We start from the raw sequence: 12,166 nt of genomic DNA, 5'->3' as shown, positions 1-12,166 counted from the left end.
GGCCGATCGGCCCACGGTCGACGGGCCGGGAGGGCCGGATGCAGCGGGTCCGGCCCTCCCGGGCGGGGGCGTCAGGCCGCGGCGGGCTGGCGGAGGGTGAAGGTTTCGCCGCGGGAGTTATGGGCGAGCGTGCCGAACCGGAGGATGAAGCTCGCGAGTTCAGCGGTGCTGCCGGCGAGCGCCTGGGTTTCGCGGGCGATTTCGGAGACCTGGGCGGCGATCTCTTCGACGCTCGCGGAGACCTGCTGGCTGGCGGCGGCGGACTGCTGGGCGACAGCGGAGGCATCGGCGACGGCGTGGCGGACCCGCTCGGCGGCGGCGGTCATTTCGGCGGCGCGGCCGGCAGACTCGCGGGCGAGACCGGCGACGCGCTCGAGGATGTCGACGACGATGGCGACGCTCTCGTCGACGGAGCGGGCGGCCTCGGAGATGCGGCGGATTTCGTCGTTGACGACCGAGGCGCCCTGGACGATGCGCTCCAGGGCAGCGCCGGCCCGCTCGGCGCGGGCTGCGCCCTCGTCGACGTTGGCCATCGAGGTCTCCATGGCGCGGACGGCGCGCTGGGTGCCGCCCTGGACGGCGCCGATGAGCGCCGCGATCTCCTTGGTCGCGACGGCGGTGCGCTCGGCGAGGGAGCGGACGTTTTCGGCGACGACGGCGAAGCCGCGGCCCTGTTCACCGGCGCGGGCGGCTTCGATGGCGGCGTTGAGGGCGAGGAGGTTGGTCTGCGCGGCGATGTCATCGATGACCTGGACGATGGCGCCGATTTGCGAGCCCTGGCGGCCGAGGTCTTCGATTTCCGCGGCGGTCTGGCGGACGGTGTCGCGGATGGCAGCCATGGCCTCGATGGTCTGCTGGACGGCACCCGTGCCCTCGCGGGCTTCGGCGAGGGAGGCTTCGCCGCGCTCGGTGGCCGAGGCTGCAGCGGCGCGGGCGCGTTCGAGCGCCTGCTGGACGGTATCGGTGGCGCGGACGGCTTCGTCGAGGGCGGCAGCCTGGTCGGCGGCGGCGCGGGCGACGCCAGCGAAGGCGTCGCCGAGGGCATCGATTTCGGCATTGAGGGCGGCCATCGTCGAGGTCTGGCTGGCTGCGCCGCGGGCGACTTCGGAGACGGCGCCGGCGATATCGCGGGCGGCGACATCGACCTGGGCGATGTTCTGCCCGAGGTTCTGGAGGGGCTGACCGAGGGTGTCGTGGATATCGACGAGCTTTTCGAGGACGCCTTCGCTGATGAACGTTTCGACGGCGAGCGAGGCGTCGAGGACGAAGACCTTCATGAGCGCGGCGATGGTCTCGGCGAGCTCCTGGCCCTTGAGCTTCTTTGCGAGCACGGGGAAGAGGAGCTGGCCGTAGACGCCGTAGTTGCCGACGTTCCAGCGGGGTTCGATGTGCAGGCGGGCGTGGGCGGCGCCGACGCGGAGGCGGTGTTCGAAGTACTCCTCATCGAAGCGGGCGTCGAGGAGGCGGAGCAGGTAGTCGAGCTGGGCGGCCTCGAGGCGGGCGCGGGTGGAGCCGGCTTCCTGGACCTTCCGCTGCCATTCGGGGAAGGCGGATGCGTGGTCGTAGAAGCGGCGGACGATCTCCTCGGCCTGCGGGCGGAGGATGGCGGCGGCGCGACGGACCAGCGCGGCGTCGCGTTCGGAGATGCCGACCCAGCGGAGGCGGAGGGCCTGGTCGGCGCGGTCGATATGGAGGCGTTGGGTGAGGCGGTCGGACATGGATGGACTCCCGGGCAACGAGTTAGCAATCGACGGCGGCCCTTGATTGCCGTCTACCAATCCACAAAGGGATGACCGGGGGTGCCATCAGGAGAAACCCTGTGGGGCGGCTTTGTCGGATTTCTTTGTGGCAAAGCGCAACAAATTCTCCCCCGGGCGGGGCCCGCTGCCGAAGGGATTTCGCGGAAGCGCACGGAAGAATTTGAAATACGCGGGTGTCGGGGAAGTCCCGCATTTATGGTCACGTTGCGGACCTATCATGCTGGCGGTCACGGGGAGGGCATTGCGATGGCGCACTATGTCCACGTTGGGAAGTCGACCGCCAGCTGGCAGGAAGCTGTTGTTGCCGGGGCGCCAGACGGCGTGGTGCTGGTCGGCGGGGACGGGCGGATCCTGGCGCTGAACCCGGCGGCGGAGCAGATCTTCGGGCTGACGGCCGGGGAGGCTCGCGGCCGGAGCGTGCAGGAGCTCGTGCCGTGGCGGCTGCGGAAGCAGCACGCGGCCGTCATGGCGGAGTTCTTCGCGACGGCGGTGAGCCCGCGGGGCATGCAGGAGCGGGCGCCGGTCCCGGCTGTGCGGGCGAACGGCGAGGAGTTCATGGCGGAAATTGCGCTCATCCCGGTCGAGGCCGGCGGGGAGCGGCAGGTCGCGTGCATTGTGCGGGACGTGACGGACCAGTTGCGGATGCAGGCTGCGCTGGCACGCGGCGAGCGGCTGGAAAGCCTGCGGGTGCTCTCGGCCGGGCTCGCGCACGATCTCAACAACATCCTTGCAGCGGTCACCGGCAACGCAGAGGTTGCACTCCAGCTTTCCGGGGAGGACTCGCTGCTGCGGGAGGCGCTGGAGGACATCCGGGAGGCGGGGCGGCGGGGCGCGGCGATGGTCCAGCAGATGCTGCGGTTTGCCCGCGGAGGCGAGCTGACCTGCGAGCCGGTCGACCTGGCGGCAGCGGCCCGGGAGACGCTCCAGATGCTGCGGGGGACTATCGGGGCCGGGGTGACCGCCCGTGCCGAGCTGCCGGACTCGCCGGTCATGGTGATGGCCGACCCGGTGGCCGTGCGGCAGGTGCTGATGAACCTGATCATCAACGCGGCGGAGGCGATGGAGGGGTGCGGCGGCACGATGGTGGTCCGGCCCGCGCTGCGTGCGGTGACGCTCGAGGAGCTCACCAGGTGCCTCAAGGGCATCTGCAAGGGCATCTGCATTGGGTGCGGCGCCCTGCAGCCGGGCACATACGCGCTGATTGAAGTGTCTGACACCGGGAGGGGGATGGACGCGGCGACCCGCGAGCGGATCTTCGAGCCGTTCTTCAGCACGAAGTTCCAGGGGCGGGGGCTCGGGCTGGCGGCGGTGCTGGGGGTGGCGGAGGCGCACGGCGGGGCGGTCTCCGTCGAGAGCGAGCCCGGAGAGGGCACGACCTTCCGGGTGCTGCTGCCGGCGGCGGAGCAGGGAGCGCCGGCGCCCTGAGTTGCGGGCGAACGTCTGTTCTGCCAGGATCCGCGCGTGGTGCGGTTTCTCCACAGCTCGGACTGGCAGCTGGGGATGACCCGGCATTTCCTCGCGGGCGAGGCGCAGGCGACGTTCGGGGCGGCGCGGATCGAGGCGATTGAGACCATCGGGCGGATCGCGCGCGATGAGGGCGCGGCATTCGTCGTGGTGGCCGGGGACGTGTTCGAGACGAACCTCGTCGGGGCGGATGTCGTCACGCGGGCGCTCGACGCGATGCGGGATGCGGGGGTGCCGTTCTACCTGCTGCCGGGGAACCACGACCCGCTTGCGCCGGGGTCGGTGTACGAATCGGAGCGGTTCCAGAAGCGGAAGCCGGGCAACGTGCACGTGCTGGGGCCGCAGCCAGTTGAGGCAGCGCCCGGGACGTGGCTGGCGGGGGTGCCGTGGCGGAGCAAGCAGGCGCCCGGCGGCGGGGAGGTGGCCGCCGCGGCGGCAGCGCTGGCCGCGCGCGAGGGGACCCGGGTGCTGGTCCTGCACGGGCAGGTGGAGCGCGGGCCGGAGGCTGCGGTCACGCTGGAGCGGACGTGGGTCGAGGCGGCGCTTCGGGAGCACGGGATTGGGTACGTCGCCCTGGGGGACCGCCACTCGACGACGGATATCGGGTGCGGCGGCAGGGCATGGTACTCGGGGACGCCGGAACCGACGGATTATGACGAGCTGGACCCGGGGAAGGCGCTGGTGGTGGACCTCGACCCGGGCGGGTGCGCGGTGCGGGCGGTGCAGGTCGGGCGGTGGCGGTTCGTCGAGCGGGCGCTGGAGATTTCGAGCAGCGAGGAGCTGCGGGCGGCGGTGGCGGAGCTGGACCGGCTGCCGGAACGGAGACGGACGGTCCTGCGGCTGCGGATTCGCGGCACGGGCGGGCCGGAGCTGCTGGGGGAGGTGGAGCAGGCCATCGAGGAGCTGAAGGAATCGTTCGCGGCCATCGAGCCGTGGGAGCGGTACAGCGCGTTCGTGGTCCGTGCGGACGGCGAAGGCATCGCATCGCTGGGCCTGACCGGGTATGCGGCGGCAGCGGCGGAGGAGCTCGACGCGCTGGCGAGCGGGGACGGGGAGGAGGCGGCTATCGGGGGCGAGGCGCTGGTGCTGCTCTACCGGCTGGCGAGGGGGTCGGGATGAGGTACCACCGGGTGACGGTGCGGAACTTCCGGGGGATTTCGGAGGCGCGGGTCGACTTTCCCGAGGGGCGGCTGCTCGTCATCGAGGGGCCGAACGAGGCGGGGAAGAGCAGCATCGTCGAGGCGATCGGGCTGCTGTTCGAATTCCCGGCGGAGTCAGGCGCGGAGCAGGTGCGGCGGGTGCGGCCGGTGGGGCGGGACGCCGACCCTGAGGTGGAGCTGGAGTTCAGCATCGGCAGGGCATGGTGCCGCTACCGGAAGGTGTTCAGCCGGCGGGGCGTGACGGAGCTGGAGGTCTCAGGCGGCAGCGAGGCGGTCTACAGCGGGCGCGAGGCGCACGACCGGGCGCGCAGGCTGCTCGAGGAGGGGGTCGACGAGGCGCTGTTCAAGTCGCTGCGGGTGCTGCAGGGCGAGAGCCTCGCGGCGCCCGGCGCACTCTCGAAGAGCCAGCAGCTGCTCAAGGCGCTCGACGCCGCGGCGGGGCCCGACCCGGCGGGCGAGGGGCTGTTCGAGCGGGCGAAGCAGGAGTTTGCACGCTACTACACGGAGAAGCGGGAGCAGCCGACGGGCGAGTTCGCGACGGCACGGAAAGAGCTGGAAGAGGCACAGCAGCAGGTCGCGCAGCTGGAGGGCGAGGTCCGGGCGCTGGAGGCGCAGGCGGAGCGGGTTCGGCAGCTGGAGCCGGAGATTGCGGCCCTGCGTGAGGCGGTCGAGGGGCTGGAGGCGCGGCAGCGCGAACTGGAGGCAGCGCTGGAAGCGCGGCGGGAGGCCGAGCACGCAGAAGAACTCGCCCGGAAGGAGCTGGAGGCTGCGGAGGCGCAGTTGCGACAGCTCGGCGAGGAGGTACAGCGGCGGGCCGAACGGGGGCGGGAGGTGGAGCGGCTCGCGCAGGAGCTGGAGGCGCTGGAACGGGAGTTCGCGGACCGGCGGGAGGAGCTTGGGGTGCTGGAGGCCGAGGCGCGAGCGAAGCGGGAGGCAGCCAATGCGGCCGGGAAACAGTTCGAGACGGCGAGTACACGGGCGAAGACGCTGGCAGACGACTTGAATTACGCGCAGGAGCTGCTCCAGGCAGCGCAGATGGAGCGGCGGCTGCAGGCGATTGGCGAGGCGGAGGAGCGGCGAGAGGCGGCGCGGGCGTTTCTGGCCCGGTGCAGGGTAACGCCGGAGCTGCTCAAGCGGGTCGAGGAGGCGGAACAGCAGGTGCAGCGGACGGAGGCCCAGCTGCGGGCGGTCGTCGTACAGGTGGAGGTGGAGGGGCCCGCGGGGGCGCGGGTGGTGGTGGACGGCGAGGAGCGGCCGCTCGAGCGGGGGCTGCTGAAGGTCGAGGTGACCGAGGAGCGGCGGATCGACCTGCCCGGCGGGTTCGCGGTGGTGGTGCGGCCGTCGCAGAGCCAGGGGCTGCTGGAGGGGCGGCTGCGGGAGCGGCGGGAGGAGCTGGAGCGGCTGCTTGCCGACGGCGGCGCGGCGACGGCCGAGGAGGCGCGGGAGCTGGAGCGGCGGCGGCTGGCGGCGAGGCAGGAGGTGGAGCAGGCGGAGCGGACCATCCGCCAGCAGCTGATGGACCTCCCGAACCGCGAGGACCTGGAGGGGCGGCTGCAGCGGACGAGGGGACGCATCGCGGCGTACCGGGCGGCGCATGCGGGGCGGACGCTGCCGGCGACCATCGAGGAAGCCCGGCGCGCGAAGGAAACAGGCGACGCCGAGATGCAGGAGGCGCGGGCGGCCGCCGAGGCGGCGGAGCGGGCAGCGCGGGAGGCCGAGGAGGCGCTGCGCAGGGCGGATGCGGCAGTGCGGGAGATCGTAACGCGGGTTGAACGGAGCCGGGGTCTCCTGGAGCAGCTGCGGTCGGAGGCGGAACGGGCCGAGCGCGAACGGCCGACGGCACAGCTGGACCAGGAGCTGGCGGCGGCGCGCGGCAAGGCGGCGCTGGCTCAGCGCAAGCTTGACGAGGTACGCGAACGGCTGGCAGCGCATGGCGACCCCGCGCCAGAACTCAAACGGGTTGTTTCGGAACGCGACACGGCGGAGCGGCGGCTGCGGGAGGCGGAACGGGAGGTTGACGAGGCGCGCGGCGCGCTGAAGCACGCAGGCGAGGGCCCACTGCAGGCCCGGCTCGACGAGGCCCGGAACCGGCTCGCGGCGGCGACGGAGCGGGCGGAGCGGCTGGAGCGGAAGGCGGCGGCGGCGCGGCTGCTCTTCCGCACGCTCGAAAAGCACCGGGAGGCGGCGCAGCGGATGTACGGCCCGCTGCTGGCGGAGCGGATGGCCGAGCTCGGGCGGCGGGTCTTCGGCGAGGATTTTGCGGTCGAGCTGGACGCGGAGCTGGCTCCGAAGCGGCGGCGGCTGAACGGGAGGTGGCTCGAGGTGGAGCAGCTCAGCATTGGCGCGCGGGAGCAGCTGGCGGTGCTGCACCGGGCAGCGTGCGCGGCAGCCGCAGCCCGGGACGGGGTGCCGTTCTTCCTCGACGATGCGCTCGGGTGGAGCGACGAGCAGCGGCTTGAGGAGATGGCGAGGGTGCTGGCGGGGCTCGCGCAGGAGGTGCAGGTGGTGGTGCTGACCTGCCAGCCGGGGCGGTTCGCTGCGGCGCAGCCGGCGGAGGTCGTGCGGATTGCGGGCGGGCGCACCGAGGGTACCGTCGACCCCGGGCGGGGGAGTCAGCCGGAGCTGCCGATCTAGCCGGCGGCAGCCGGCCGTTGCGGGAGGACGCGCAGCCGGTTGCCCGCATCTCTGAGACTGCGTATCGTAAGCTGTTGATACGAACTCTCAGAGGAGGCGGGGATGCGCAGGAACATTACCGCGGCGCTCGTCGCGTGTGCGGCGGCCGCTGCTGCCGTGTTGGGAGCCGCGTGCGGCGGCGATGATGCCGGCGGCGACGGGGTGCGGGTGGTGGCCACGACGACGCAGATCGGCGCGCTCGTCCGGGAGGTGGCCGGGGACCGGGTACAGCTGACGGTGCTCCTGGCGGCAGGAGCGGACGCGCACGATTACGAGCCGTCGCCGCAGGATTCGCGAACGATCAGGCAGGCGGACCTGGTGCTGAAGAACGGCATCGGCCTGGATGACTGGCTCGACGACGTGGTGAAGAACTCGGGGACGAAGGCCAGGGTCGTGGTCGCGACCGAGGGCATCGAGCCGATCGAGGGTGAGGCGCACGATGACCACGGGCACGACCACGGAGAGGGCGACCCGCACGTCTGGCACGACCCCGAGAACGTGAAGGTGATGGCGAAGAACATCGCTGAGGCGCTGGCGGATGTCGATGACGTCAACGCGGCGACCTACCGGGCGAATGCGGAGGCGTATGCGAAGAAGCTTGACGACGTGGACCGGGAGATCATGGCGCTGTTCGCCCCGATTCCGCCGGCGCAACGGAAAGTGGTGACCAACCACGAATCGCTGAACTACTTCGCGAGGCGGTACCAGCTTGAGATTATCGGGGCGATCATCCCGGGGACGGCGAAGGAGGCGCAGCCGTCGGCGCAGGACCTCGCGAAGCTCACGGACCTCATCCGGAGCGAGGGCGTGAAGGCAGTCCTCGCCGAGGCGGAGATTGACCCGAAGGTCGCTGAACAGCTGGCGAAGGACACCGGGGTACGGGTCGTGACCGGGGTGTATGCTGACTCGCTGGGGCCGGCAGGCAGCGGCGCCGACACGATTGACGGGATGCTGCTGCACAACGCCCGGCTGATTGCGGAGGCGCTGAAATAGTCGGCGAGGGGCAGGCAGGCAGCACGGCCGCGGCCAATCGGACGCTCGTCCTCGAGGGCGTCGCGGTTGCGTACGGCCAGAACCTCGCGGTGTGCGACGTCGACGCGGTGATCCCTCCGGGGTCGGTCGTCGGGCTGATCGGGCCGAACGGGAGCGGGAAGTCGACGCTGCTGAAGGCGATCGCCGGGTCGCTTCCGCTGCGGGACGGCGAGATCCGTTTCGGCGAGCGGCCGCTGCGGGAGCTGGCGGGGCGGGTTGCCTACGTGCCGCAGCGCGAGGAGGTGAACTGGGAGTTCCCGGTCACGGCGCTGGACGTGGTGCTGATGGGTCGGTACCGGAAGCTCGGGTGGTTCCGCTGGCCGGGCCGGGCGGACCGGGCAGCGGCGGAAGCGGCGCTCGAAGCGCTCGGACTGGGCGGGCTGGGACACCGGCACATCAGCCAGTTCTCGGGGGGGCAGCAGCAGCGGATTTTCCTCGCCCGGGCGATGGTGCAGGAGCCGGAGCTGGTGCTGCTGGATGAGCCGTTCACGGGGGTCGATGTGCAGAACCGGGCGGTGTTCCACGAGCAGATCCGTGCGTTTGCGCGGAGCGGGGTGACGGTGCTGTTCGCGACACACGACCTCGACGAGGTGCGCGCGACAACGACGCACGTGCTGCTGCTGAACCGGCGGATGGTGGCATTCGGGCCAACGCCGGAGACGTTTACGCCGCAGCACCTGCGGGCGGCGTTCGGCGGGCAGGTTGCGGTATTCGAGCAGGTTCCCGTGTTCGAGCGGCTGCCATGAGCTGGCTGACCGAGCCGCTCCAGTACGGGTTTATGCAGCGGGCGCTGCTCGAGGTACTGATAATCGGGGCGCTGTGCGGGCTGGTGGGCTGTTTCGTGGTGCTGCGCGGGCTGGCGTTTATTGGAGACGCGCTGGCGCATGCGGTCTTCCCTGGGGTGGTGCTGAGCTACCTCGCGGGGCAGAGCATCCTCGTCGGGGCGTTCGGGTTCGGGACGCTGACCGCGCTGGGCATCGGGGTGCTGGCGCGGAGCCGGCGGGTGAGCGAGGACTCGGCGATCGGCGTGATTTTCGCGGCGTTCTTCGCGCTCGGGGTGGTCATCCTGAGCCGGCAGGGCGGCTTCCGGCGCGACCTCGGGTCGCTGCTCTTCGGGAACATCCTCGGCGTGTCGTCGCAGGACGTGCTGGTGACCGCGGTGATTGCAGCCGTGGTGGCGGCCGTGATGGTGGTGCTGATGAAGGAGCTGACGCTGGCGGCCTTCGACCCGGTGATGGCGCGGACGCTGGGCTACCCGGTGTTTGCGCTCGACCTGCTCCTGCTCCTGCTGGTGGCGGCGACGATTGTGGTGAGCCTGCAGACGGTGGGGAACATCCTCGTGCTGGCGCTGGTGGTGACCCCGCCAGCCGCGGCGCGGCTGCTGACGGACCGGCTGCTGCGGATGATCTGGTTGAGCGTGCTGCTGGCGGCGGTATCAGGGGTGGGCGGGCTGTACCTTTCGTACCATGCCGGCACGGCCGCGGGTGCGACGATTGTGCTGACGGCGACCGGCCTGTTCCTTGTTTCGCTGGTGTTTGCGCCAAATCATGGGCTGGTGGCGGCATGGCTGCACCGGCGGCGCGGGATGCACCACGCGCACCACTACCACGCGGCAGGCGAGGAGCACCACGTGCACGGGCGGTAGCGGAGCGGGCGGGAGCGCGGTAGAGTTCGGGGGCAATACCGCGACCTGAGGATGGGTTCGATATGACGACAGCCGAGCACCCGCACGCCGGCGACCGGGTTCTGACCGACGCCGAAATCATGGAGCTCCGCGAGAAGGTGAAGGCCTTCATGGCGGAGCACATCTATCCGAACGAGCCGTTCTTCCACGCGAACCACCCGCGGCAATCGGCGGCCGGCCGCGAGAAGATGAAAGAGCTGCAGGCGATCACGAAGTCGCTCGGCATGTGGGCGCCCCATCTGCCGGCGGCGGCGGGCGGCATGGGCATCGGGTTCATGCCGTACGTGTACATGAACGAGATCCTGGGGCGGAGCCCGTACGCGCCGATTGCGTTCGGTTCGCAGGCGCCGGATTCGGGGAACGCGGAGATTCTCTGGCAGTTCGGTTCGAAGGAGCTGCAGGAGAAGTACATGAGGCCGCTCGTGGCCGGCGAGATCTGGTCGTGCTACTCGATGACGGAGCCGGAAGTTTCGGGGGCGGACCCGACGGGGCTGCGGACGACGGCGGTGCGCGACGGCGACGAGTGGGTGATCAATGGCCACAAGTGGTTCACGAGCCAGGCCGAGGGCGCCACGTTCGCGATTGTGATGTGCGCGACGGAGCTGGACCAGCCGCCGCACCGGCGGTTTACGCAGATTGTGGTGCCGACGGACACGCCGGGATTCGAGATCGTGCGGCCGGTGCCGGTGATGGGCGAGACGGAGGGTTCGCACTGCGAAATCCGGTACACGAACGTGCGGGTGCCGATTACGAACACGCTGGGCGAGCCGGGGAGCGGATTCCGGATTGCGCAGAAGCGGCTCGGGCCGGGGCGCATCCACCACTGCATGCGCTGGCTGGGGCAGATGCAGCGGGCGTTCGAGCTGATGTGCGAGTACTCGCTGAAGCGCGAGGTGTTCGGCTCGACGCTTTCGGAGAAGCAAACCGTGCAGAACTGGATCGCGGACAGCTATGTGGAGATCCAGGCGGCGCGGGCGCTGACCCTTTCAGCAGCGAAGAAGATCGACCAGGGCGACGAGGCCCGGGTGGAGATCTCGGCGATCAAGTTCTTCGGGGCGCAGATCCTGCACAACGTGATCGACCGGGCGATCCAGGTGCACGGGGCGCTGGGCGTCTCGGGCGATACGCCGCTCGAGTCGATGTACCGGAACGCCCGGGCGGCGCGGATTTACGACGGTCCGGATGAGGTGCACCGGATGGTGGTCGCGCGGCGGATCCTGCAGAGCTTCAAGGCCGGCAACGGCTGGGACTTCGGCCTGCAGTAACGCGGAACGCAGCATCGCGGCGCCGGGGTCTGCGGTGCAGGCCCCGGCGTTTCGTTGCGCGCCGGGCGGGAAATCGCCATGCTTCCGACGCCGGCTGCCGGCGACCGAACCAGGCTGGGGACAGGGACGATGGAGCTCGATGAACTGCAGGCGCGGCTGGTGCCGTTCGTGCGCGAGAAGCTGGGTGACCCGGGCGCGCGGGTCGAGAACGTGCGGAAGGGACCCGGGCACGCGGGGTTCTCGTATTTTTTCGACGCTGTGATGTCGAGCGGGGAGCGGCGGGAGTACTTTCTCCGGCTTCCGCCGCCGGGGGTGAAGCTGGAGGGGACGGCCGACCTGATGCGGCAGGTGACAGCCGTGCGGGCGCTGGAGGGGACGGGCGTGCCGCATGCGCCGATCCTCTGGGCGGGGACCGAGCCAGACTGGTTCGGGCTGCCGTACTTCGTGCAGCCGCGGCTCCCGGGCGACACGCTGAAGGACGACTACCCGGAGCGGTTCAGCGATGCGCAGCTGCGGGAGATGGCGCGGCAGGCGATGACGGCGCTGGCGGGGATTCACCGGGTTCCGCGCGAGCGGCTCGGCTACCTCGGGGAGTTCTGGGGATACGAGTTCGACGTGACACGCTGGGACCGGTTTTACGAGCGGGCGGCCGAGCCGGAGCTTTTGGCGCTGCAGCCGCGGGTGAAGGAGCTGCTGCTGCGGAACATCCCGCACGAGGCGCCGATCGGGCTGTACCACGGCGATTTCCAGTGGTCGAATCTGCTGTATTCGCCGGAGGGGGAGCTGCTGGCGGTCATCGACTGGGAGCTGTGCGGGGTCGGCCCAACGCTGAACGACCTCGGCTGGGTGTGCGTGTTCAGCGACCCCTCGGCGTGGGCGCACGACCGGGCAAGCAGGATGCCGCACGCCGACGAGCTGGAGGCGTGGTACTGGGAGGCGATGGGCGGGCGGCCGGGCGACATCCGCTGGTTCAAGGCGCTGGCGGCGTACAAGTTCGGCATCATCACGGGGTTCAACCTGATGCTGCACCGCCGCGGCAAGCGGCACGACCCGCACTGGGAGGAGATCGCCCCTTCGATGCAGTCGAACATGGAGTACGCCCTGCGGATGCTTGGGGGCTGAGCGGCC

General features: G+C 70.8%; 9 protein-coding genes. 8 read left to right on the top strand and 1 reads right to left on the bottom strand.

Going from position 1 to position 12,166, the window contains the following annotated elements:
• Nucleotides 1–71: 71 nt before the first annotated feature.
• Nucleotides 72–1,718: a globin-coupled sensor protein gene (locus tag Tbon_RS09695; RefSeq protein WP_158067515.1), complete on the bottom strand. Its 1,647-nt coding sequence runs from the start codon at nt 1,716–1,718 to the stop codon at nt 72–74.
• Between the two features lie 288 nt (nt 1,719–2,006).
• Between Tbon_RS09695 and Tbon_RS09690 the strand changes: the two genes are divergently transcribed.
• From Tbon_RS09690 to Tbon_RS09655, 8 genes are all read left to right on the top strand, one after another.
• Nucleotides 2,007–3,185: a two-component system sensor histidine kinase NtrB gene (locus Tbon_RS09690; RefSeq protein ID WP_192497884.1), complete on the top strand. Its 1,179-nt coding sequence runs from the start codon at nt 2,007–2,009 to the stop codon at nt 3,183–3,185.
• Nucleotides 3,186–3,221: 36 nt separating this feature from the next.
• Entirely contained in the window at nt 3,222–4,343 is a 1,122-nt protein-coding gene (locus Tbon_RS09685; protein WP_158067513.1) for a metallophosphoesterase family protein, read from the top strand.
• On the top strand, nt 4,340–7,018 hold the full coding sequence (locus Tbon_RS09680) for an AAA family ATPase (protein WP_158067512.1): 2,679 nt from the start codon (nt 4,340–4,342) through the stop codon (nt 7,016–7,018). Before Tbon_RS09685 ends, Tbon_RS09680 begins: the two co-directional genes overlap by 4 nt.
• Nucleotides 7,019–7,120: 102 nt before the next feature.
• On the top strand, nt 7,121–8,050 hold the full coding sequence (locus Tbon_RS09675) for a metal ABC transporter substrate-binding protein (protein WP_158067511.1): 930 nt from the start codon (nt 7,121–7,123) through the stop codon (nt 8,048–8,050).
• 89 nt (nt 8,051–8,139) lie between these two features.
• The gene (locus Tbon_RS09670) at nt 8,140–8,835 is read left to right on the top strand and encodes a metal ABC transporter ATP-binding protein (protein WP_192497883.1); all 696 of its coding nucleotides are present in this window, start codon (nt 8,140–8,142) and stop codon (nt 8,833–8,835) included.
• The gene (locus Tbon_RS09665) at nt 8,832–9,734 is read left to right on the top strand and encodes a metal ABC transporter permease (protein ID WP_158067509.1); all 903 of its coding nucleotides are present in this window, start codon (nt 8,832–8,834) and stop codon (nt 9,732–9,734) included. The genes Tbon_RS09670 and Tbon_RS09665 overlap by 4 nt, the downstream gene beginning before the upstream one ends.
• A 62-nt stretch (nt 9,735–9,796) precedes the next feature.
• Nucleotides 9,797–11,038 (top strand): acyl-CoA dehydrogenase family protein, encoded by a 1,242-nt coding sequence (locus Tbon_RS09660; RefSeq protein ID WP_225734593.1) that lies wholly within the window; start codon nt 9,797–9,799, stop codon nt 11,036–11,038.
• 78 nt (nt 11,039–11,116) lie between these two features.
• The gene (locus tag Tbon_RS09655) at nt 11,117–12,160 is read left to right on the top strand and encodes a phosphotransferase family protein (RefSeq protein ID WP_158067508.1); all 1,044 of its coding nucleotides are present in this window, start codon (nt 11,117–11,119) and stop codon (nt 12,158–12,160) included.
• Nucleotides 12,161–12,166: the final 6 nt, after the last annotated feature.

It is taken from the genome of Tepidiforma bonchosmolovskayae (assembly GCF_008838325.1).
Lineage (GTDB): Bacteria > Chloroflexota > Dehalococcoidia > Tepidiformales > Tepidiformaceae > Tepidiforma > Tepidiforma bonchosmolovskayae.
Note: the sequence above shows the minus strand (reverse complement) of the source record. Positions and strands in the feature narration are given on the sequence as shown.